This window comes from Micromonospora sp. NPDC049801 (genome assembly GCF_040656575.1).
In the GTDB taxonomy this organism is placed as follows: domain Bacteria; phylum Actinomycetota; class Actinomycetes; order Mycobacteriales; family Micromonosporaceae; genus Micromonospora.
On sequence record NZ_JBFAMS010000007.1, the window covers coordinates 105,313 to 127,763 of the forward strand.

The following is a 22,451-nucleotide window of genomic DNA, read 5'->3' on the forward strand; positions in this document are numbered from 1 at the left end:
ACGCCCCTTCCCGGCATGTGGATGCCTCTTGACGCTGCTCGCAGCCTGGCCCAGTCTTCCTACCAACTAAGTAGGAATACTGCGGATTGGATGGACGATGAGACGCCTCCCCCTGCGCCGGTTGGTCACCCTGGCCACCCTCACCGCTCTCGGCGCGGCGACCCTGGGCAGCACCGCCGCGTGCGGCGACGACAGCGAGGGCGCGGGGGGCGGCTCCGGCCCGGTGACCCTGCGGCTCGGCTACTTCCCCAACATCACCCACGCGCCGGCCGTCGTCGGCGTGGAGAAGGGCATCTTCGCCGAGAAGCTCGGCGCCGACGTCAAGCTGGAGCCGAAGACCTTCAACGCCGGCCCGGCCGCCATCGAGGCCGTCTTCTCCGGTGCGCTGGACGCGACCTACATCGGCCCGAACCCCACCGTCAACGCGTTCTCCAAGTCCAAGGGTGAGGCGGTTCGGGTCGTCTCGGGCGCGGCCTCCGGAGGCGTGGCGCTGGTGGTCAAGCCCGGCATCAACGGCCCGCAGGACCTCAAGGGCAAGAAGGTCGCCACCCCGCAGCTCGGCAACACCCAGGACGTGGCCGTCCGCTACTGGCTCAAGCAGCAGGGGCTGACCACCACCAAGGAGGGCGGCGGCGACGTGAAGATCGTGCCGCAGGAGAACGCCCAGACGGTGGAGACGTTCACCAGCGGCGCGATCGACGCCGCCTGGGTGCCCGAGCCGTTCGTGTCCCGGCTGGTCAACGCCGGCGGCAAGGTGCTCGTCGACGAGCGGGACCTGTGGCCGGACAAGAAGTTCGTCATCACCAACCTGCTGGTCAGCACGAAGTTCCTCAAGGCGCACCCGGACGTCGTGCAGAAGCTGGTCGACGGCCAGGTCGCCGCTAACGAGTTCGTCAACAGCAAGCCGGACGAGGCCCAGCAGGCCATCTCCGACGCGATCGGCAAGATCACCGGCAAGCCGCTGGACCTCAAGCTGATCAAGCAGGCATGGCCGACGTTGGAGTTCACCAACGACCCGATCGCCACCTCGCTCAAGGCCGGGCTCGACCACGCCGTCGAGGTCAAGCTCACCGAGCCGGTCGACCTCAAGGGCCTGTACGACCTGACGTACCTCAACAAGTCGCTCAAGGCCGCCGGCAAGCCCGAGGTCACCCAGCCATGACGTCGACCACGACGACGCCGCAGAGCGCGACCACCGCGGTCGCGCTCTCCGGGGTAACCAAGGTGTACGGGCGCGGGGCGAACGCCGTACTGGCCCTGGACGGGGTCTCCCTCGACGTCGCGCCGGGCGAGTTCGTCTGCCTGGTCGGCGCGTCCGGCTGCGGCAAGAGCACCCTGCTCAACCTGGTCGCCGGCCTGGACCGGCCGAGCGGCGGCACGATCGGCATCGCCGGAGACGCCAGCCCGGGGCTGATGTTCCAGGAGCCGGCGCTGTTCCCGTGGCTGACCGTCGAGGCCAACGTGGAGGTGCCGCTGAAGCTGCGGGGCCTCTCCCGTGCCGAACGCCGCGACCGGGTCGCCGAGCTGCTGCGCACGGTGCACCTGGCCGAGTTCGGCCGCAAACGCCCGCACGAACTGTCCGGCGGGATGCGCCAGCGGGTCGCGCTGGCCCGCACCCTGGCCCTGGACACGCCGGTGCTGCTGATGGACGAGCCGTTCGGCGCGCTGGACGCCATGACCCGCGACATCCTGCACGACGAGTTGGAACGCATCTGGTCAGAGCGCCGACTCTCGGTCCTGTTCGTCACGCACAACGTGCGCGAGGCCGCCCGGCTGGCCGACCGCATCATCCTGCTCTCCAGCCGCCCCGGCCGGATCATCTACTCCACCGAGGTGGACATCCCACGGCCACGACGGATCGACTCCCCCGAGGTCGCCGCCATCGCCGCCGAGGTCACCGAACGACTCCGTACGGAGGTGGGCCGCCATGGCCAGTGACACCCTCACCAGCTCGGCGCGTAGCGACGCGGAGATCACCGGACTGGACGCGCTGGAGATCGCCGGCCGGGAGAAGGAGGTCTCCCGGGGCACCCGGCTCTGGGCGGCCACCTGGCCCAAGCTCGCCGCGCTGGCGATCGCCATCCTGGCCTGGCAGGTGGTGGTCTGGTCGGGCTGGAAGCCGCCGTACTCCCTGCCCGGCCCGTTGGTCGTGGGCCGTGAGCTGATCACCCAGGCCCAGGGCCCGCAGCTCTGGGAGGGCCTGCTCACGACGCTGCGCCGAGCGGCCGTCGGGTACGTCTTCTCGGTCGCGGTCGGCCTGCTCCTGGGCCTCGCGGTGGCCCGGTCCACGGTGCTGCGCGCCGCCATCGGCTCGATGATCACCGCGTTGCAGACCATGCCGTCGATCGCCTGGTTCCCGCTGGCCATCCTGCTGTTCGAGCTGAGCGAGAAGGCCATCTTCTTCGTGGTGGTACTCGGCGCGGCGCCGTCCATCGCCAACGGCGTGATCTCCGGAGTGGACTACGTCCCACCGCTGCTCCTGCGCGCCGGACGCAACCTGGGGGCCCGTGGGCTCAACCTCTACCGGTACGTGATCGCGCCGGCCGCGCTGCCGGCGATCGTCGCGGGCCTCAAGCAGGGCTGGGCGTTCTCCTGGCGGAGTCTGATGGCCGGTGAGCTGATCGTGGTCGGCATCTCGCAGACTTCGCTCGGCGCGCAGCTCACCTACTCCCGGGAGCTGTCCGACGCGCCGTGGCTGCTCTCCACGATGATCGTCATTCTGGTGCTCGGCCTGGTCGTGGACGCCGCGTTCGGCGCGGCGGACAAGGCGATCCGACGTCGCTGGGGCGTGCTCGACCAGGCGGGCAACTGAGCGGTGTACGTCTCCGCGCGCAGCGACTACGCGCTCCGGGCGATGCTCGCCGTCGCCGCCGCCGCACCGGGCGGCGACGGTGTCGGCGAGCTGGTGAAGGCGGGCAGCCTGGCCGAGGTGCAGGAGATCCCGCTCAGCTTCCTCCAGGGCATCCTGCTCGACCTGCGCCGCGCCGGCCTGCTGCACAGCCATCGCGGCGCCGATGGTGGGTACGCGCTGACCAGGCCGGCCACCGCGATCACGGTCGGGGACGTGCTGCGCGCGGTGGGTGGGTCGCTGACCACAGTGCGCGGCCTACCGGCCGATCGGGCCGGCTACCACGGGGTGGCCGCCGGGCTCACCGACGTCTGGCTGGCGGTGCACGGGGCGATCGCCACCGTCGTCGACAGCACCACCCTGGCCGACCTGCTGCTGGCCCACAACCAAACCCCAACCGCCCCCTGACCCCTGCCCCGCCCGCCCTGCCCCGCCCGCCCTGCCCCGCGATCTTGCACTTTCTGCGGCGACAAAGGGGGCGTATCACGGCAGATCGACGACCGAAACTGCAAGATCGACGCGCTGGCGGACCCGTGCACGTAGGCGGTGTGGTCGGGCCGGTGCCCCGCCGGCCCGACCACACCTCGTACCGATCCTGACCGGGCCTGCCCCTCCGCCGGCGCCGGTCGGCCGGTCGCTGCTCAGCCCCGGTGCTCGACCGTCGGGCCGGGGCCCGGGTCGCCGGGACTGCGCAGCTCCACCAGACCGGCGGGAGCGTTGCCCGCCGTGGTGGCATGCCAGGGGCCGAAGGCCGCGACCATGGCGAGGAGCAACCCGGCGAGCCCGACCGCGACCACCAGGATCAGTTCACGCAGCGCTCCCGAGCCGGCTTCACCCACCATTGCCGCTCCTCCCCCGTGCCGGGCCCCCGCCCAGTTCCCCCGCTGGTCAGCTTCGACCACCCGGGAGCAGGGCACAGTCGGCCAGCCGACCCAACGGAGGCTGATTACCGATTCAACCGAACGGTCAGATGGCGGGCAGCGGCACGGAACGAACCGACCCGCCCAGCCGAGGCGGGACGGGTCGGTGTCGTGCGGAAAGGATCAGACCGTACGCGGGCGGCGCGGGCGGCGGGACCGGCCCGACGCGCGGTGCGCGGAGCGGGGCGCGCCGTCCGTGGCTGCCGAGCCACCTGCGGCCCGTCCCCGGTTGGCCGCCACCGGCGGCGCGGCGATGGTGACCGGCACACCGGAGGGCTCACGCGCCCCGGTGACCCGGGCCAGCGCCTCGTCACCCGAGCGCACCTGGACCGACTGCGGCCGGATGCCGGCAGTGGCCATCAGCCGGGACACGTCGCGGCGCTGCTCCGGCAGGACCAGCGTCACCACCGAGCCGGACTCGCCGGCGCGCGCCGTCCGCCCGCCCCGGTGCAGGTAGTCCTTCGCCTCGGTCGGCGGGTCCACGTTGACGACCATGTCGAGGCCGTCCACGTGGATGCCGCGCGCCGCCACATCCGTGGCGACCAGGGCGGTCACCTGGCCGTTGCGGAACTGCTCCAGGATGCGGGTGCGCTGCGGCTGGGACTTGCCGCCGTGCAGCGCGGCGGCGCGTACACCCTTGGAGAGCAACTGGCGCGCGAGCCGGTCGGCGCGGTGCTTGGTGCCCATGAACAGGATGGTGCGGCCCTCACGAGCGGCGATCCGGGTCAACGCGTCGGGCTTGTCGAGCGCGTCGACGTGCAGCACGTGGTGGGTCATCGCGGTGACCGTGGCGGTGCCCGGGTCGACCGAGTGGGTGACCGGACTGCTGAGGAAGCGGCGGACCAGCCGGTCCACGCCGCCGTCCAGGGTGGCGGAGAAGAGCATCCGCTGACCCTGCGGGGCGACCTGCTCCAGGAGCTTGGTCACCTGCGGCAGGAAGCCCATGTCGGCCATCTGGTCGGCCTCGTCCAGCACGGTGATCTCGACCTGGTCGAGCCGGGCGTCGCCGCGGTTGATCAGGTCGTGCAGACGACCGGGGGTCGCCACGACCACCTCGGCGCCGGCGCGCAGCGCGTCGGCCTGGCGCTGCAACGACAGTCCGCCGACGACGGTGGCGCAGCGCAGACCGACGGCGCGGGCGTACGGGGCCAGCGCGGTGGTCACCTGCTGGGCCAGCTCACGGGTCGGCACCAGCACCAGGGCCAGCGGGCGACCCGGCCGGGCCTTACGGCCGGCGGTACGCGAGAGCAGGGGAAGCCCGAAGGCGAGCGTCTTACCGGAGCCGGTACGACCCCGGCCGAGCACGTCCCGACCGGCGAGCGAGTCGGGCAGCGTGGCCGACTGGATCGGGAACGGCTCGGTGATGCCCTGCGCGGTCAGGGCGCTCAACAGCGCCGGCGCCAGACCGGTATGGGCAAAAGACGGAATAACTGTGGTCACGCAGAAGCCTTCCTCGACGCGGCACGTGTCGAGGGAGGGCGCCGAACTCGGCGCTGTCACCGGCGAAACAAGGCCGCCAGGACTCACAAGCACGAACCGATTAGGGTACGGGCCGGCCCGCCGCCGAGCCGCCGCCCGCGTTACGCGGGTCGACGGCGGGGCGGGCCGGTCCCGTCACCGTCACACCCGGAGGGCGCGACGGGTACTACGAACCGATCCGAAGATCAGAGCGGACGGATGTTCTCCGCCTGCGGGCCCTTCTGGCCCTGGGTCACCTCGAACTCGACCCGCTGGTTCTCGTCCAGGCTCCGGTAGCCGGAGGACTGGATCGCCGAGAAGTGGGCGAAGACGTCAGCGCCGCCGCCGTCCGGGGTGATGAAGCCGAAGCCCTTGTCAGCGTTGAACCACTTCACGGTGCCAATAGCCATGTGTTTCGTCTCCTTGACGGAACGTCGGACGCGCACTTGTTGCGCGCCCGAAGAGGAGCGCTCCGCGCGGGGATGCGCGAATCGCCTGTCGCTTCTGGTCGCCCCGCCCGGAGAACTCCGGACACAACAAAGAGCGCCTGGGGCCACAATCCCGCCAGGCGCACACAGAGTCTCTGGTAACCAAAACTGCAACCCGGTCAACCTACCACGGATTTCCCCGTCGTGGTCAAACTTGGCCGGAATCCACGGGCAAGTGAGCGATCATGGCGGTGAGCCCGGTCACGTCCAGCAAGTCGGTCGGACGGACGGTCGCCCCGTCCCGCACATAGTGGAACGCCGCGCCCACCCGCTCGACGTCGACACCGGCCAGCTCGGCCCAGGCCAGCCGGTACACGGCCAACTGGACCGCCGCCACATCCGCCGCCGGGCCGGTGGGACGCGCGCCGGTCTTCCAGTCGACCACGTCGAACCGCCCGCCCGGGCGGGCAAAGACCGCGTCCATCCGCCCCCGGACCACCACACCCGCGATCACCGTGGCGAACGGCACCTCCACCTCGACCGGCACCCGGTCAGCCCACTCGCTGGCCAGGAAGCGCTCCTGAAGCTCGACCAGGGCCTCGTCCGGCGCGGCGTCCGCATCCGCCGCGCCGGGCAGCTCGTCCACGTCGAGCAACCGGTCGGCGCCGAAACGCTGCTCCAGCCACGCGTGGAAGGCGGTGCCCCGGCGGGCATACGGATTCGGCTCGGTGGGCAACGGGCGGCGCAGCGTACGGGCCAGCGCCGCCGGGTCACGCCGCAACGCCACCAACTGGGTGACGCTGAGCTGTCCCGGCAGGGCCACCTCGACCGCGCCGGAGAGCCGGGTCAGCTCGGCCCGCTCGGCCAGCAGCAGGTCCGCCTCCTGCCGCCAGCGCGCCACCTCCGGGTCTGCTGTCTCGGCCGTCTCGGCGTTCGACCCGGTCGACGGCAGCGCACCGGCGAGCGCCGGCCCGACCGGCCCCGGCAGCGCCGACGCCGGACCGTCGGTCATCAGCCGGCGGACCAGTCCGGCCGCCTCGGCCAACGCCGGCCGGCGGCCACCCAGCGGGTCGGCCGGCCACTCCGCGCGGAGCACCACCTCGGCCGTCGGGTTCGTGGCGTCCGGGGTGGGCTCCGGCGTCCACGTGTCGACCAGGTGCCCGGTGCCGCCGTCCAGGCAGGCGTCGTACACCTCGCGCAGGAAGATCGACGGACCTCGCGGTCGCTTCGTGCCCTCGCCCCACCAGTACCCGGAGCACAGCAGCAGCCGGCGCGGCCGGGTGACCGCGACGTACGTCAGCCGGCGCTCCTCCCGCTCGTCGTGGGCCCGCCAGGCATCGGTGAAGTCGGCCACCGCCCGGGCCACGGCACGCTGGTCGGCAGCCTCGTCGAGCGCCAGCTCGGGCAGCCCGTCGGCGTCCCCCCGCAGCGGGAACGGCAGCACGCCCAGGCCGCCCAGCCAGTGGTCGGAGTTGCGGACCGGGCCGGGCCACGAGCCACGGCACAGACCGGCCACCGCCACCACGTCCCACTCCAGGCCCTTGGCGGCGTGTGCGGTGACCACCTGCACCGCGCCCTCCACGACCTCGACCTCGCCCGGGGCGAGGCCGCGCTCCTCGTCCTCGGCGGCGGCCAGGTAGGACAGGAAGCCGGAGAGCGTCGCGCCGGGCGTCTCACCGCTGAAGCGGGCCGCCACGTCGGCCAGGGCGTCCAGATGGCCCCGCGCCAGGCCGGCGTCGCCCGCGCCGTCGCGGCCGGCCCGCACCGCGACCTCCACGTCCAGGCCGATGGTCCGCTCGATGTCCGCGATCAGATCCGGCAGCGCCTGGTCCAGGCGGTAACGCAGCAACGCCAGCTCGGTGCCGTACGCCCGCAGCCGCGCGAACCCCTCCGCCGAGTACGCCTGCGCCGGCCCGAGATCGGCCAACGCCTCCACCAGGGTCGCCTCGTCCAGCAGGTCGGGGCTGATGTCCGAGTCCTCGTCGGCGGCCACCTGCCGGCGGGCGTTCGCGATGCCCCGCGCCCGTCGGTGCAGCGCCACCAGGTCCCGCGGCCCGATCCGCCACCGGGCGCCGGTGAGCAACCGCAGCAGGGCGGCACCGTCGGTCGGGTCGGCCAGCACCCGCAGCGTGCACACCACGTCCCGGACCTCGGGAGTGTCCAGCAGGCCACCCAGCCCGACCACCTCGACCGGGAGGCCACGCTCGCGCAACGCCGACTCGATCGCCGGGATCTGGCTGCGGACGCGGACCAGCACGGCCGTCGTCGGACGCTGCGCCACCGGGATGTGCTCCGGTGCCGCACCGGGCATCCGGGCGGCGCCACGCCACGCGGCGAGCACACTGTCGGCGATCCACGCGGCCTCGTCGGCATACGTGTGCAGCAGCGCGCAGTGCACCGTGCCACCGGCCGCCCCACCGGGGCTGCGGTGCGGAATCGGGTCCCGGACGGTCAGCGCGGAACGCAGCTCCGGAACCCGCGCGCCGGCCGCACGCAACGGCGTGGACAGCGCGTTCGCCACCCGCAGGATCTCCGGGCGGTTGCGCCAACTGGTGGTCAGCCCCAACGCCCGCGCCGGCTCGCCGTCGGACCGCGCGAACTCGGCCGGAAACCGGTCGAGGGTGCCGGCGCTGGCTCCCCGCCAGCCGTAGATGGACTGGCACGGATCGCCCACCGCGGTCACCGGGTGACCGCCACCGAACAGCGCGTTGAGCAGCACCACCTGCGCGTGGCTGGTGTCCTGGTACTCGTCGAGCAGCACCACCCGGAAGCGGTCCCGCTCGATCTCGCCGACCGCCGGGTGATCCCGCGCCACCCGGGCCGCCCGGGCGAGCTGGTCGGCGAAGTCCATCGCCTCGAAGTCCAGCTTGCGCCGGGCGTACGCCCGCACCAGCGGCAGCAGGCGCAGCCGGGTCTGTTGCAGGGTGAGCGCCTTGCGTACGTCGGCGTAGACCCGGCCCGGTCGCGACTGCACCTCGGCGAAGAACCGGCCGGTCCAGGCGGCCAGCTCGTCCGGGGCGACCAGGTGCTCGTCCAACTCCCCGGCGAGCGCCAGCACCGCGTCGGTGATGGTGCTCGGCATCCGGTCCACCTCGGACATGTCGCCGTCGTAGTTGCGCACCAGCAGGTCGACCAACTGCCAGCGGGACGCCTCGGTGAGCAGCCGGGTCGACGGCTCGTAGCCGGCCCGCAGACCGTGCTCGGTGACGATCCGCCCGGCGTACGAGTGGTACGTGGAGACGGTGGGCTCACCGGCGAGCGGATCGTCGAGCGGGTCGCGCTCCTGCCGGCCGACCCGCCGGATCAGTTGGTCGAGCCGGGTACGGACCCGGTGCGCCAGCTCACCGGCCGCCTTGCGGGTGAAGGTCAGTCCCAGGATCTGCTCCGGGCGCACGTACGAGTTGGCCACCAGCCAGACCACCCGCGCGGCCATCGTCTCGGTCTTGCCGGACCCGGCGCCCGCGACCACCAGCAGCGGCTCCACCGGGGCGGCGATGATCGCGGCCTGTTCCCGGGTGGGCGCCGGCAGCCGCAGCAACTTGGCCAGCTCCACCGGCGTGTACCGGGGGCCGGAGTCCGCGAGCCGGGGCGTCGGCGCGGGACCCGCGCCGAACAGGGTGGGCTGGCTCATGAATTCTCCGGGGGACGGACGGTCGGCGGCTCGACCACCTGCCGTCCCTGCCCGGAGACCGGACAGCTGGTCCGCACCGGGCAGACCCGGCACTTCGAGTTGGCGACCGCCGCGAACGTGGCGGCTGCCATCGTATCGGCGGTCCGCCGGACCAGCGCCGTCGCCCAGCCGGCCGCCGGTCCCTCCCCCGCCGCGGGCTGGTTCTGCTCCCGGGCGTCCTTGGCGGAGGTACCGAGCTGCACCAGCGCCGCGCCACCGGACTCGTCGCCGAACTCGGCGAACGCCCCCGCCTCCACCGCAGCCTGGTACGCCCCGAGCTGCGGGTGCTCGGCCAAGTCGCTGCCGGTGACCGCGGTCGACTTGCCGGTCTTGAGGTCGATCACCACCAGCCGGCCGGCCTCGTCGACCTCAAGCCGGTCGACCCGCCCGGTCAGGTCGACCGGGCGCTGCGGATCGTCCAGCCGCACCGCGAACTCGTGTTCGATGGCGAGCAGCCGACGCGGATTGGTGGCCAGCCAACGCAGCAGCTTGTCGACCATCGCCTCGGCGCGCTCCCGCTCGGGGCCGGCCATCCACCGCGCGGCCAGCTCGATCGCGTCGAACCGGGCGGCCACGTAGTCGAGCAGGGCGCCCCGGTCGGCGCTCGCGTCCTCGGCGAGCATCGCGGCGGCGTGCACCAGGTTGCCGACGCCCTGCGCGGTGCTGGTCGGGCCGCTGCCGCCGTGCCGTTCGAGCAGCCAGCGCAGGCTGCACCGCAGCGCGCTCTCCATCGCCGAGGGCGTGACCCGCACCGGGTCCCCGTCGTCGACCAACGGCCGGTCGTCGGAGAGCGCCCGCAGCCCCCACCAGTCGTCGGGGTGCGCGCCGGGCACTCCGGCGGCGGCGAGCCGCGCCAACTCGGTCGCCGCGGCGCGCCGCCGGGCCGCCGACGCGGCCGGGTCGATGACGGCGGTACGCAGCTCGGCGACCAGCGCCGGCAGGGTGAGCGCCCGTGGCGGCCGGGTGACCGGCAGCGCACCGGGCTGGTCCGGCTCGTCGTCTTCGTCGCTCACGGCAGCGCCGTCGCCGGCCGGGCCGGTTCGCGGGCCGGGCGGGCTCGGCGGCACGGTCGGCGGGTCGGGCGGGCCCGGCCTGTCCGGTGGCGGGCCCGGCGGACTCGGCGGTGCGATCGGGCCCAGCTCGTGCAGGAACCGGCTGGGCTGCTCCTCGTGGTCGTCGCCGCCGACCGCCGCCGACGCCACCGCGCTGACCAGCAGGCGGTGTCGGGCCCGGCTGATGGCGACGTGGAACAGCCGGCGCTCCTCGTCGAGCAGCGCCGAGGTCTGACCCACGACGTTGGCGGCGCGGGCGCCGCCGACGGACCGGCCGGCCAGGACGTCGACCAGCCGTTCCGACCCGAGCAGGCTGCCACGCAGGCGCAGGTCCGGCCAGATGCCCTCCTGCACGCCGGCGATCGCCACCAGGTCCCACTCCAGGCCCTTCGCGGCGTGCGCGGTGAGCAGTCGTACCGCCGCGCCCCGGTCGGCGGTCGGCGCGATGGTGTCCGCCGGCAGGTCCTGGGCGAGCACGTGGTCGAGGAAGACCTCGGTGCGCGCGCCCGGTAGCCGGTCGGTGAAGCGGGCCGCCGCGTCGAAGAGCACGAGCACGGCGTCCAGGTCGCGGTCGGCCGCCTCGGCCCGCCGACGCCGGGCCAGGTCGCCCTCGCCGGCCACCGGCCGCCCCTGGGCGATCGCGCCGGCCCAGCGTTCGGCCAGGCCGCTGGCGTCCCACACCTCCCAGAGGACGGTCTCGGCGGTGGCGCCCGGTTGGGCGGCGGCGTCCCGGGCGGTGGCGAGCAGCCCGGCCACCGCCTGGGCCGGCTCCGCCCACCGCCGGTCGATGGTGGCCAGCTCCGTCGGGTCACGCAACGCCTCGACGATCAGCTCGCCGGACGGGCGGCGGTCGCCCCCGGCCAACGCCAGGGCGCGCAGCCCCTGCCGCAGCCGTCGTTCGGCCAGCGGGTCAGCGCCGCCGACCGGCGAGTGCAGCAGCGCGACCGCGGCCTCCTCGTCGAGCCGGTCCGGTTCGAGGGCGCACCGCAGCAGCAGCAACAGCGGCGCCACCGCGGGTTGCAGGTGCAGCGGAAGGTCCTCGCCGTGCACCACGGTCGGGACGCCGGCGGCGTGCAGCGCGCGTCGCAGGGTCGGCAGTTGCAGGGCGGTGGACCGCACCAGCACTGCCATCCGCGACCACGGCACGCCGTCCAGCAGGTGGGCCGAGCGCAGCATGTGGGCCAGCCAGGCGGCCTCGCTGGTCGCCGACCGGAAGGTGTGCACCTCGACCACGCCGGCCGGGGCGTCCGGCAGCGGACGCAGCCGGCGGTGCGCCGTCGGACCACGGAGACGGCGGCCCAGCCGGGCCACCGCGTCGAGCAGAACCGGCCCGGCCCGGTACGACGTGCTCAGCAGCACCTGCGCGGCCGGCGCTCCGGAGGCAGTCCGGAAACGGTGCCGGAAGGTGGACACTCCGGCCGGGTCGGCGCCCCGGAAGGCGTACGTGGAGGAGTCGGGGTCGGCGAAGGCCACGAGCGGCTTGCCACCGCCGGCGATGACCGAGAGCAGTTCGAGTTGGGCGGGGTCGGTGTCGGCCAGCTCGTCGACGTACACGTGGGCGAGGCGGTGGCGCTCGGCGGCCAGCAACTCCTCGTCGTCGCGCAGCAGACCGGTGGCGGCCCGGACCAGTTCGGCGGGGTCGTACGCGATCGAACCCCGGTTGCTGACGTCGCGCAGCGCGAGAACCTCGACGTACTCCCGCAGGAAGCGCGCGGCGGCCGGCCAGTCGGCGCGGCCGAGCTTCTCGCCCAGCCGGGCCAGGTCGCCCGGACCCACACCGCGTTCGGCGGCGCGCATGAGCAGGTCACGCAGTTGACCGGCGAAGGCCCGGGTGCGCAGTGCCGGCCGCAGGTCGGTGGGCCAGCCGACCGGGTCGTCCTCGGGCGCCTCGCCCACCACGTCGAGCAGCTCACGGATGATCAGATCCTGCTCGGGGCCGGTCAGCAGGCGGGGTGACGGCTCGCCGCGCTCGGCGGCGGCGCGACGCAGCAGCCCGAAGGCGTACGCCGGGAAGGTACGCACCAGCGGCTCCCGCAGCACCCGGTAGCCGTCCTGCGCGACCCGGGCCTCGATGCGCTGGCGCAGTGCGGTGGCGCCGCGGCGGCCGAAGGTCAGCACGAGGATCCGTTCGGGGTCGACGCCCTCGGCGATCCGGGCGGCGACCGCCTCGACGAGGGTGCTGGTCTTGCCGGTGCCGGGGCCACCGACGACAAGCATCGGCCCGTCGGTGTGCCCGACGATCTCGGCCTGGACGGGATCGGCGTGCCAGCGCGGGCCCGCCGACCGGGTCGGGTCGGCCGCGACGGCGAGGACGCCACCGTCACCCGGCGCGTCCCCGTCCCCCAGCGCCGGCCCCCCGGGCCGCCGCACCAACCGGTACGACTGCATCACCAAATCCCATCACCCCCCTACGACAGCAACCCCATCCCACGCCGCCACGCCGATCGTGAAGGTGAAGGCACGACACGCCGACGGCCCTGCCGCCACCCTCACGACCGACGAGGTGGCCCGGAGTCAGGGTAGGTGGGACTCCAGCGCCTTCAGGGCCTCGGGGACCGTGGTGACCACGGTCAGCAGGTCGAGGCCGGCCGGTTTGAGGAAGCGCTGGTCGGTGATGGTGTGCAGCCAGTCCAGCAGGGGGCGGTAGAAGCCGTCCGCGTCGATCAGCACCATCGGCTTGGCGTGCAGCGCCAGGGTGGCGGTGGTCCAGACCTCGAACAGCTCGTCCAGCGTGCCGAGGCCGCCGGGCAGGGCGAGGAACGCGTCCGACCTGTCGATCATCAGGGTCTTGCGATCGGCCATCGAGTCGGTGACCAGCAGTTCGTCCGAGGCCAGGTCGGCGACCTCCAGGTCGACGAGCGCCTGCGGGATGACACCCACCGTGCGTCCACCGGCGGACCGGGCGCCGTCGACCACCGCGCCCATCATGCCGACGCAGCCACCGCCGCTGACCAGGGTGTGCCCGCGCCGGGCCAGCTCCGCACCGGTCTCGGTGGCGAGGTCGAGCCAGCGTTGGTCGAGGGTACGGGAGGAGGCGCAGAAGACACAGACGGCCGCCATCAGTTCTCCCGGGGCCGGTCGGCGGCCTGCTCGGCGGCGGCCTGCTGGTCGGCGCCGGTACGCGCCACGGCCTCGTCGCGGACCGCGTCCTGCTCGACCGAGAGCGCCGCCTCGGCCTCGACGATGTGGCGGACGGCGGCGTTGACGTCGTCGGTGAGGCAGATCAGGTCCAGGTCGACCGGGCCAATCTTGCCGCTGGCGGCCATCGTGTCGCGCAGCCAGTCGAGCAGCCCCTGCCAGTAGGCCACCCCCATCAGCACGACCGGGAACCGGGTGACCTTGCCGGTCTGCACCAGGGTCAGCGCCTCGAAGAGCTCGTCCATGGTGCCGAACCCACCGGGCAGCACCACGAACGCCTGGGCGTACTTGACGAACATGGTCTTGCGGGCGAAGAAGTAGCGGAAGTCGATGGCCAGGTCGACCCAGTCGTTGATGCCCTGCTCGAACGGAAGCTCGATGCCGAGCCCGACGGAGAGCCCGCCGGCCTCGGTGGCGCCCCGGTTGGCGGCCTCCATCACGCCCGGCCCGCCGCCGGTGATCACCGCGTAGCCCGCGCGGGCCAGCGCGCCGCCCACCTCCTCGGCCAGCCGGCACTCGGCGGTGTCCGGACCGCTGCGCGCCGAGCCGAACACGCTGACGGCCGGCGGCAGGTCGGCGAGGGTGTCGAAGCCCTCGACGAACTCGGAGAGGATCCGCAGCGCCCGCCAGGCGTCCCTGGTCTTCCAGTCCTCGCGCCCGCGCGAGTCCAGCAGCCGCTGGTCGGCGGTGCTGCTCGGGATCGCCCCCCGGCGCAGCGTGACGGCGCCCCGGTGCCGCTCCCGCCCCGGGCTGCGGCCGGCCTCCCGCCCGTTGTTCTGGCTCATGCAGCAACCGTAGTGGAGCCGCACACCTCGGGGGCGCGGGCTACCGACGCCGGGAAATAGTTCGCGATCAAGGGCAACTATTTGGCTTCCCCGTACGTCTTACTATTCACATACCGGGTATGCCCCGGCGCGCGCCTTCGGGGGAGGAGACAGCGTGATCAGCAACAGCGAGATGATCCGGATCCGTCGACAGATGCAGCGACGGATCCACGATGTGGTGGCCGAGCGCCGCCGCACCCGCGATCTCGACCCCGCCCTGTCGCCCGCCGCCGCCACCACCACGGGATCCGGAGCCGATCAAGAGGTTCGCGCCGCCGACAACGGGCCAGGCTGACGCGAACCTCTTGATCGCCGGAAACGGGGCCGACCGGCCCGACCTGAGCGATTCCGACCGGGTCAGGCCGGCGCGAGCCAGCGGTGCAGCGTCGCCGCGCCGTCCCGGATCTTGCTGATCTCGACGTGCTCGTCCGGGTGGTGGGCGAGGTTCGGATCGCCCGGGCCGAAGTTCAGCGCGGGAATCCCCATGGCCGCGAACCGGGCCACGTCCGTCCAACCCAGCTTGCCGATCGGGGCGGCGCCGACCGCCGCCAGGAACTCCTTCGCCGGGGCGGCGCTGAGCCCGGGCGGGGCGCCCGCGATCGAGTCGGTGACCCGCACCTCGAAACCGGCGAACACCTCACGCAGGTGTGCCTCCGCCTCGGCCGGGGTCCGGTCGGGGGCGAAGCGGTAGTTGACCTCGACCTCGCACAGGTCCGGGATGACGTTGCCGGCCACCCCACCGTTGATGCGTACCGCGTTCATGCCCTCGCGGTAGTCGCAGCCGTCGATGGTGACCCGTCGTGCCTCGTACGTCTGGAGGCGGCGCAGCACCTCCCCAGCGCCGTGGATGGCGTTGACCCCGTGCCAGGAGCGCGCCGAGTGGGCGCGTACGCCGGTGGTGGTGACCACTGAGCGCATGGTGCCCTGGCAGCCCGCCTCGACGATGCCGTACGTCGGCTCCAGCAGCACCGCGAAGTCCGCCTCCAGCCACTCCGGGAACGCCTGGGCGACCAGGTTCAACCCGTTGTAGCGGGACTCGATCTCCTCGGCCTCGTAGAAGAAGTACGTCACGTCGTAGCGCGGCTCGGGCAGCGTCACCGCCAGGTGCAGCGCGTAGGCGGTGCCGGACTTCATGTCGGAGGTTCCGCAGCCGTACATCAGGTCGCCGCGCATGGTCGACGGGAAGTTGTTGTTCAGCGGCACCGTGTCGAGGTGCCCGGCCAGCACGACGCGCTGCGAGCGGCCCAGGTCGGTACGGGCCATCACCGTGTTGCCGTGCCGGTGCGTGGACAGGTGCGGTACGCCCCGCAGCACCTCCTCCACGCAGTCGGCGATCGCCTTCTCGTTGAGGGACACGGACTCTATGTCGACCAGTACGCGGGTCAGCTGCACCGGATCGGCGAGGACCTCGGGGGTCAGCGGGTTCTCCATGGTTCGCACGGTACCTTCAGGTCTGTCAGCGCGAGGAGCGAGCCGAGGCCGGCGTGGCCGCGACCGAGAGGGTTAACAGTGACGTCCGCAGATTCCGCGTGGGGCATCGGCCTGGCCACCGTCACCGCCGACGGGCAGGTGCTCGACACCTGGTACCCGACCGGCAAGCTGGGCCTGGGTGAGCTGCCGCTGATCGCCGGCGAGGACAAGTCGGACGTGCTGGACCTGCCGCCGGGTGCGTTGGGCGACCGGCCGCTGCCCGGTCTGCGTACCGTGCAGGTGGTCACCGTGATCGGCTCGCTGGACGAGCCCATCAAGGACGCCTCCGACGCGTACCTCCGGTTGCACCTGCTCTCCCACCGCCTGGTGCGGCCCAACCAGCTCAACCTCGACGGCGTCTTCGGCAAGCTGGCGAACGTGGCCTGGACGTCCGCCGGGCCGTGCCCCCCGGAGCGGGTGGACGAGCTGCGGGTGATCGAGCGGGCCGCGGGCCGCCACCTGTCGGTGTACGGGGTGGACAAGTTCCCCCGGATGACCGACTACGTGGTGCCCTCGGGTGTGCGGATCGCCGACGCCGACCGGGTGCGCCTCGGCGCCCACCTGGCCGCCGGCACGACGGTGATGCACGAGGGCTTCGTCAACTTCAACGCCGGCACGGTGGGCACCTCGATGGTGGAGGGGCGGATCGTGCAGGGGGTGCTGGTCGGCGACGGCTCCGACATCGGCGGTGGCGCCTCGATCATGGGCACCCTCTCCGGCGGCGGCACCGAGAAGGTGAGCATCGGCGAGCGGAGTCTGATCGGCGCGAACGCGGGCGTGGGCATCTCCCTCGGCGACGACTGCGTGGTCGAGGCCGGCTGCTACATCACCGCCGCCTCCAAGATCACGCTGCCGGACGGCCGGGTGGTCAAGGGCCGGGAGCTGTCCGGCGTCGACGGCCTGCTGTTCTGGCGCAACTCGGTGACGGGCGCGCTGGAGGCCCGCCCGCGCACCGGCCGCGGCATCGAGTTGAACGCCGCCCTGCACGCCAACGACTGACGTACCCGCCGGGTCCGCGGCGCTCGGCCGCGGACCCGACGGGGGTACGCCTCAGCGCAACCGGTAGGCCTGGATGATCCGCTGCGTCACCGTGTTACCGGCGGCGTCCCGGGCGGTGGCCCGCAGCGACACGTGGCCCTTGCCGGCCGGATGCCGCAACAGTGCCGACCAACCATCGGCCGAGGTACGGACCAGCTTCGCCTTGTCCCAGGTCTTCCCGCCGTCGTACGAGACGTCGACGGTGAGCCCCTCCACCGGGGAGGCCGGAGCGCCCGGCTGGCGCTGCACCCGCACCGGTACGACGAAGCTCCGCCCGGCCGGAGCGCTGCCGTCGACGCGCAGCGGCGGCGCGAAGCGCACCGCCATCAGCGGCAGGCGGGCCGGCGTGTCACCGGCGACGTGCCGGGACCGGAAGGTCCAGCTCGATTCCACCTCGGTGCTCAGGTCGGTGAAGCTCCGCTTCGACGACGTGACGAGCCGGTAGTCCGCCGCGGCCGGCGGCACGGTGAACTCCCCGTAGCCGGCGTACTCGCTCTCGCCGACCAGCTTGCCGTCGCGCCAGAGCTTGGTGTGCTCGCTGTCGTTCAACGAGCCGCCCGGGTGACCGGCCGCGTCGCTGAAGATCGGCAGGTCGACCGCGATGGTGTCGCCGGCCCGGGTGACGCTCTGGTACGGCCAGCGCGGGTTCGGGAAGGACGGCCCGAACGGCGCCTGGTTCCAGATCTCCTGGACCGTCCGCCCGGCCCGGTACGCGGTGGGGACGGAGAGGAGCACGGCCTGCGGGTTCAGCCAGCCGTCCTCGCCCCGGGTGCCGAAGTAGATGTCCGACTCCCACTGCACGCCCCGGGTGTTGTAGTACTCGACCCGCTGACCGGGCACGCTCGTGGGCAGGACCAGCGTGGAGCCACCGACGTTGTACTCCAACACGGGGTACACGGAGCGCTCAGCGTCCATGCCCGCGTAGGCACCGAGGAACCGGTGCACGACGGCGGCCAGGTCGCTCCGGCGGTAGTCACGGACGAACCCGGTGGGCATCCGACCGGGGATCGCTTCGGCCAGCGCGTACAGGTACGGGCTGTCTGGCGTGCCCGGCTTGATCCACTGGCTGCTGACGGTGGAGACGAACTGGTCGGCGGAGACCGTCTTGCCGAGCTGACCGCTGGTCAGACCGGTAAAGGTGTCCGCCCAGAGTCCGATCCCGTACCCACTGCCGTCGGCAGCCGTGAAGTTGCCGCTGACGTCGATCAGTTCCGGGGCGGCGTTACGGTCCGGAATGGTGGTCCGGACCGGTTTGGCCCGGCGGGCATCCACGACGATCCGGGTGTCCCGCTCGATCGTCAACACGGGCTGCATCAACAACGACATCCCGCGTTGCTCGTCCTCCGGCCCCGGCTCGAAGACCAGGCCGCTGAGGCCGTAGTGCCCCTTGGGCACCCGCACGGTGGCCACCCCGTCGGAACTGAAGAGGTCCCAGGCGCCGAAGGTGTCCATCCCGACCAGCGTGCTCCAGTGGTCGGCGGTACGCGCGCCCGCGCGGTTCAGGTGTTCCACGGTCAGCGTGTAGCTCTCCACCTCCCGGTTCACGGCCAGCGGCGTCACGGCGACGGCCGACCCCGCGCGGGCCACGATCCGGCCGGTCCAGTAGCCGTCGGCGTCGCCGATCCGGGTGTCCGTGGTGACGGTCGTGGCGGCCGTGCCACCCGCCGGTACGGTGAGCTGGCTGGCGCCCAACTGGAAGAGACCGGCCGGCAGCGCTCGACCCCCCGGGCCGGCGCCCTCGACGCTCAGGTCCACGGTGACCGGGGCCGGACCGTCGTTACGCCAGGTCACCGTACGGGTGACCGGGGTGTCGTCGTTGTGCGGCCAGAGCGTACGCCCGAACGAGACGCTCACCGGGTCAGTGGTGATCTGCTGGGTGATCGCGTGGGCGACATCGACGCGCCCGGCGCCCTGCTGGTAGGCGGTCTGCTCCGGGTGCGGCTTGGCGGCGGCCATCAGGGTGGCCTTGAGCCGGTCGGCCCGCCATCCCGGGTGCTGCTGGGCCAGCAACGCGGCCGACCCGGCGACGTGCGGGGTGGCCATCGAGGTGCCGGAGAGCGTGACGTACCGGTCCCCCACCGGATCACCGATGACGCCGTTGGCGGACTTCGCGGCGACGATGTCGACGCCGGGTGCGGTGATGTCGGGCTTCAGCGCGTCGTCACCGACCCGGGGACCCCGGCTGGAGAAGTCAGCCAACTCGTCGTCGCGATCCACCGCGCCCACGGCGAGCCCGGCGTCGGCGCTGGCCGGGGAGCCGACCGAGCCGTCCGAGCCGTCGTTCCCCGCGGCGAGGACGAACAGCGTGCCGGTCTGCGCGGTCAGGGTCTGCACCGCCTCTTCGAGCGGGTCGACCTCCGGCGTGTCCCAGCCGCCGAGGCTCATGTTGATGACGGCGGCCTTCTTCTCCACGGCGGCCCACTGCATGCCGGCGAGGATCGCCGAGTCGGGGCAGCCCTGGTCCTCACAGACCTTGCCGTCCAGCAGCGTCGCGTCCGGTGCCACACCCCGGTAGCGGCCGTCGGAGGCCGCGCCGGAACCGGCGATGGTCGAGGCCACGTGCGTGCCGTGGCCGACGGTGTCCCGGGCGTCGGCGACCTCGGTGAAGTTGCGCGCCTCGGCCACCTTGCCGGCCAGGTCCGGGTGGGTCGCGTCGACGCCGGTGTCCAGCACGGCCACGGACACGCCCTTGCCGGTGAACCCGGCCGACCAGGCGGCGGGCGCCCCGATCTGCGGCACGCTGTGGTCGAGGGCCACCCGTCGACGGCCGTCCAACCAGATCCGCTCGACGCCCCCCGCCGCGCCGAGCCGAGCCGCGCTGGAGCCGGTGCTGACCGCCGCCCAGACCGCGCCGAGGGAGGACTTGTCGCTGGTGAGGGCGGCGCCGTCGATCGCCGGTAGGTCGCGGACCACCCGGGTGCCGGGCAGCGTGGCCGGCGCTCGCCGGGCGGCGTCCGTCGAGCCGTACGACACCAGCAGCGGCAGCGTCTTGCGGTGGGTGTCGTCGTAACCCGCCTCGATCAGCCCGGTGACGTCGAAGAGTCGCCGGTCCACCCGACCCGAGCGCAGCAACGGCAGCGCGTCCGTCGGCAGCACCGAGAGGCGTCCTCTCTCGCGCTGGACCAGGAACTGCACAGCTGCACGGCCGGGGCCGGGCTGGGCCGAGGCGCCGGATGCGGTGACGGTGACGCGGTCACCGGTGATCAGCGTGACGGTGGTCGAGCGCTCGGGGCTGGTTCCGAGCGCAGTGGACTGTCGGTCGGCGCCGCCCGGTGCGGCGGGCGCGGCGGGCGCGGCTGAGACGGGAGCCGGCGCGACGAGCGCCAGCACCGACACGAGACCGAGAGCGGCCAATCTTCTTCCCTGGTGCAACGTTTCCTCCTGGTCGTGCGTCCTGATTGATAGGAGTCGCATTGACAACCCAGAATTGCATACCGAGTATGCAGAAAGAAGTCGAAAATACGACGAACCTGCCACGGGACACCGCGCCCCGCCGGCATCATCGACCGGGTGACCTCCATGAAGGACCGGATGCTGGCGGGTGAGCCCTACCTCGCCGACGACCCCGAACTCGTCGCCGACCTGGACCGGGCCGCCCGCCTGATGGAACGCTTCAACACCAGCTCAGCGGCCGACCCGGCGGCCCGGCTCGCGGCGCTGCGCGACCTGCTCGGCGACCTGGGCGACGACACCTGGGTCCGGCCGCCGTTCTACTGCGACTACGGCTGAACATCCGGATCGGGCCGCGCAGCTTCGTCAACTACCACGCGGTCTTCCTCGACGTCGCCCCGATCACCCTCGGCGCGGACGTCCAGGTCGGACCGAACGTGCAACTGCTCACCCCGACCCACCCGGTGCAGCCCGGCCCACGCCGCGACAAGTGGGAGGCCGCGAAGCCGATCACCATCGGCGACAACGCCTGGCTCGGCGGCGGCGCGATCGTCCTGGCCGGGGTCGCGGTCGGCGCGAACACCGTGGTCGGCGCGGGCGCCGTGGTCACCCGGGACCTGCCCGCCAACGTCGTCGCCGTCGGCAACCCGGCCCGACCGGTCCGCGACCTCGACTAGGGCGTGTGTCGAAGTCCTGGGTCGAGCCGAGGCGGAGTCCAGGCGGCGGTCCGGCAAGGCGGAGATGGGCTCGGATACCGGTGTTGTATCCGGGTCCATCTCCAACGCCGCCGGCCGTCGGCTGGGCCCGCCGCAGGCCGGCCAAGGGCTTCGACACACGCCCTAGTCCCGCAGGCGGACCACCAGGTCGGCGTGCACGGCCGTCGGGGTGATGAGAGCCGCGTTGGCCTCGTCGCTGCCCAGCGCCCAGGTCCGGGCCTCCTCCGGCGAACGCCCGTACGCCTCGTGCCGGGCGGTCAACCGGCCCTGGCGCAGCTCGGCGTCCAGGTCGAGGAACCACACCTCGTGCAGCAACGTCCGGACCTCCTGCCACGGAAAGTCCGGCACCAGCAGATAGTTGCCCTCGGTCACCACGAGGCGAACCGACGGCGGCACCTCGATGGCCCCGGCCACCGGCTCCTCCACCTCTCGGCGGAACTCCGGCGCGTACACCGAGGTCGGCTCCAGCCGGCGCAACCGGCGCAGCAGCGAGACGTACCCGTTGGCGTCGAAGGTGTCGATCGCGCCCTTGCGGTCGGCGCGGCCCAACCGTTCCAGCTGCGTCTGCGCCAGGTGGAAGCCGTCCATGGGCACCAGCCGCGCGCTCGCCCCGACCTCGGCGACGATCCGCTCCGCCAGGGTGGACTTTCCCGCACCGGGCGCCCCGGTGATGCCGAGCAGTTGCCGCGGGCCGGCGTCGGCCAGTGACCGTGCCCGCGCCACCAGCTCGTCGATGGCCAGCACCCGGGCCGGCGGCATCAGTCGAGCACCGGTTCGCTGATCGTGAACCGCGCCTGCACCGCCGCCTGCACGGTCTGCGGTTGCGGGTCCAACTCCAGCTCGGGAACACCACCGCCGGCACCGCCTCCGACGTCGAACGCCGCGCGGGCGAACATCGGCCGGTCGGCCGGACCGGAGTCGGCCAGCTCGATGAGCGCGGTGACCCGGGCGCCCAACGCCTCGGCGTACTCCCGGGCACGCAGCAACGCGTCGCCGATCGCGGCGTGTCGCGCCTCGCGGTACGCCGGACTGTCCGGGCGCAGCTCCCACCAGGGGCCGGACACCTGGACCTGATCCTGGTCGGCGAGCCGGAGCATCAGCTCACCGAGCGCGGTGAAGTCGGTGACCGTCACGTTGGTGGTGACGCTGCCGAGCCAGCCCACCACACGCTCACCCGAGCGCTTGGTCTGCGGCCGGACCCACAGGTCGCCGGTCTCCCGTCGGGCCACCGCCGGCTCGGAGCCGTCCAGCAGCACCCGGACGGCGGCTGCCCCCTCGGCCAGCTGGGTGAGCGTCGCCTCCCGGTCCCGGCCGCGGGCCGTCACGGTCACCGCGAACCGGGCCAGTTCGGGCGGCACCTCCCGGGTCGCCTCGCCGCGCACCTGCACCACCGGGCCGTCCGTCGCCATGCCTGTCAGCTTAGGGCCTGTTTCATGAGGGCGGTCGAGCCGAGGCGGAGTCCGGGCGGCGATCCGGCAAGGCGCGGTGACGTCCGGATA

The 22,451-nt window shown here is 73.1% G+C and carries 19 protein-coding genes; 8 read left to right on the forward strand and 11 right to left on the reverse strand.

Annotated elements, in window-relative coordinates:
* Positions 1-97: 97 nt before the first annotated feature.
* The 4 genes from AB0I89_RS15030 to AB0I89_RS15045 are packed head-to-tail and all read left to right on the forward strand — an operon-like array spanning position 98 to position 3,256.
* Complete coding sequence (locus AB0I89_RS15030) at positions 98-1,162, forward strand: ABC transporter substrate-binding protein (RefSeq protein WP_357125994.1); 1,065 nt, start codon at positions 98-100, stop codon at positions 1,160-1,162.
* A complete protein-coding gene (locus tag AB0I89_RS15035; RefSeq protein WP_357125997.1) occupies positions 1,159-1,938 on the forward strand; it encodes an ABC transporter ATP-binding protein in 780 nt (259 codons plus the stop codon). The genes AB0I89_RS15030 and AB0I89_RS15035 overlap by 4 nt, the downstream gene beginning before the upstream one ends.
* Complete coding sequence (locus tag AB0I89_RS15040; RefSeq protein WP_357126000.1) at positions 1,928-2,812, forward strand: ABC transporter permease; 885 nt, start codon at positions 1,928-1,930, stop codon at positions 2,810-2,812. The genes AB0I89_RS15035 and AB0I89_RS15040 overlap by 11 nt, the downstream gene beginning before the upstream one ends.
* Before the next feature lie 3 nt (positions 2,813-2,815).
* Complete coding sequence (locus tag AB0I89_RS15045) at positions 2,816-3,256, forward strand: Rrf2 family transcriptional regulator (protein WP_357126003.1); 441 nt, start codon at positions 2,816-2,818, stop codon at positions 3,254-3,256.
* 233 nt (positions 3,257-3,489) lie between these two features.
* Here the strand turns inward: AB0I89_RS15045 and AB0I89_RS15050 are convergent, their stop codons facing one another.
* From AB0I89_RS15050 to AB0I89_RS15080, 7 genes are all read right to left on the reverse strand, one after another.
* Positions 3,490-3,690 carry a hypothetical protein gene (locus AB0I89_RS15050; protein ID WP_357126006.1) on the reverse strand — a complete coding sequence of 67 codons (201 nt, stop codon included), beginning with the start codon at positions 3,688-3,690 and terminating at the stop codon, positions 3,490-3,492.
* Positions 3,691-3,891: 201 nt separating this feature from the next.
* Complete coding sequence (locus AB0I89_RS15055) at positions 3,892-5,208, reverse strand: DEAD/DEAH box helicase (RefSeq protein ID WP_355050584.1); 1,317 nt, start codon at positions 5,206-5,208, stop codon at positions 3,892-3,894.
* Positions 5,209-5,432: 224 nt separating this feature from the next.
* Complete coding sequence (locus AB0I89_RS15060; protein WP_007464836.1) at positions 5,433-5,636, reverse strand: cold-shock protein; 204 nt, start codon at positions 5,634-5,636, stop codon at positions 5,433-5,435.
* A gap of 226 nt (positions 5,637-5,862) precedes the next feature.
* The gene (locus AB0I89_RS15065; RefSeq protein WP_357126009.1) at positions 5,863-9,285 is read right to left on the reverse strand and encodes an ATP-dependent DNA helicase; all 3,423 of its coding nucleotides are present in this window, start codon (positions 9,283-9,285) and stop codon (positions 5,863-5,865) included.
* Positions 9,282-12,764 (reverse strand): ATP-dependent DNA helicase, encoded by a 3,483-nt coding sequence (locus tag AB0I89_RS15070; RefSeq protein ID WP_357126011.1) that lies wholly within the window; start codon positions 12,762-12,764, stop codon positions 9,282-9,284. Before AB0I89_RS15070 ends, AB0I89_RS15065 begins: the two co-directional genes overlap by 4 nt.
* Positions 12,765-12,890: 126 nt before the next feature.
* Entirely contained in the window at positions 12,891-13,436 is a 546-nt protein-coding gene (locus AB0I89_RS15075) for a TIGR00730 family Rossman fold protein (RefSeq protein ID WP_357126014.1), read from the reverse strand.
* The gene (locus AB0I89_RS15080) at positions 13,436-14,299 is read right to left on the reverse strand and encodes a TIGR00730 family Rossman fold protein (protein WP_357126017.1); all 864 of its coding nucleotides are present in this window, start codon (positions 14,297-14,299) and stop codon (positions 13,436-13,438) included. The genes AB0I89_RS15075 and AB0I89_RS15080 overlap by 1 nt, the downstream gene beginning before the upstream one ends.
* Positions 14,300-14,453: 154 nt before the next feature.
* Here AB0I89_RS15080 and AB0I89_RS15085 point away from each other — a divergent pair, with 154 nt between their 5' ends.
* Positions 14,454-14,633 (forward strand): hypothetical protein, encoded by a 180-nt coding sequence (locus AB0I89_RS15085; protein WP_357126020.1) that lies wholly within the window; start codon positions 14,454-14,456, stop codon positions 14,631-14,633.
* A gap of 62 nt (positions 14,634-14,695) precedes the next feature.
* On the opposite strand, the gene dapE is transcribed toward AB0I89_RS15085, so the two are convergent.
* Positions 14,696-15,769 (reverse strand): succinyl-diaminopimelate desuccinylase, encoded by a 1,074-nt coding sequence (dapE, locus tag AB0I89_RS15090; protein WP_357126023.1) that lies wholly within the window; start codon positions 15,767-15,769, stop codon positions 14,696-14,698.
* A 78-nt stretch (positions 15,770-15,847) separates the two neighbouring features.
* Between dapE and dapD the strand changes: the two genes are divergently transcribed.
* The gene (dapD, locus tag AB0I89_RS15095; protein ID WP_357126026.1) at positions 15,848-16,807 is read left to right on the forward strand and encodes a 2,3,4,5-tetrahydropyridine-2,6-dicarboxylate N-succinyltransferase; all 960 of its coding nucleotides are present in this window, start codon (positions 15,848-15,850) and stop codon (positions 16,805-16,807) included.
* Positions 16,808-16,858: 51 nt separating this feature from the next.
* On the opposite strand, the gene AB0I89_RS15100 is transcribed toward dapD, so the two are convergent.
* The gene (locus tag AB0I89_RS15100) at positions 16,859-20,260 is read right to left on the reverse strand and encodes a S8 family serine peptidase (RefSeq protein ID WP_357126030.1); all 3,402 of its coding nucleotides are present in this window, start codon (positions 20,258-20,260) and stop codon (positions 16,859-16,861) included.
* Positions 20,261-20,365: 105 nt separating this feature from the next.
* Here AB0I89_RS15100 and AB0I89_RS15105 point away from each other — a divergent pair, with 105 nt between their 5' ends.
* Both AB0I89_RS15105 and AB0I89_RS15110 read left to right on the forward strand, forming a co-directional pair.
* Complete coding sequence (locus AB0I89_RS15105; protein WP_357126559.1) at positions 20,366-20,575, forward strand: maltose acetyltransferase domain-containing protein; 210 nt, start codon at positions 20,366-20,368, stop codon at positions 20,573-20,575.
* A 98-nt stretch (positions 20,576-20,673) separates the two neighbouring features.
* Positions 20,674-20,913 (forward strand): DapH/DapD/GlmU-related protein, encoded by a 240-nt coding sequence (locus AB0I89_RS15110; RefSeq protein ID WP_357126033.1) that lies wholly within the window; start codon positions 20,674-20,676, stop codon positions 20,911-20,913.
* 162 nt (positions 20,914-21,075) lie between these two features.
* Here the strand turns inward: AB0I89_RS15110 and AB0I89_RS15115 are convergent, their stop codons facing one another.
* Both AB0I89_RS15115 and AB0I89_RS15120 read right to left on the reverse strand, forming a co-directional pair.
* Positions 21,076-21,711, reverse strand: coding sequence for a nucleoside/nucleotide kinase family protein (locus AB0I89_RS15115; RefSeq protein ID WP_357126036.1), 636 nt, complete (start codon positions 21,709-21,711; stop codon positions 21,076-21,078).
* Positions 21,711-22,361 (reverse strand): SIMPL domain-containing protein, encoded by a 651-nt coding sequence (locus tag AB0I89_RS15120; RefSeq protein ID WP_357126039.1) that lies wholly within the window; start codon positions 22,359-22,361, stop codon positions 21,711-21,713. The genes AB0I89_RS15115 and AB0I89_RS15120 overlap by 1 nt, the downstream gene beginning before the upstream one ends.
* Positions 22,362-22,451: the final 90 nt, after the last annotated feature.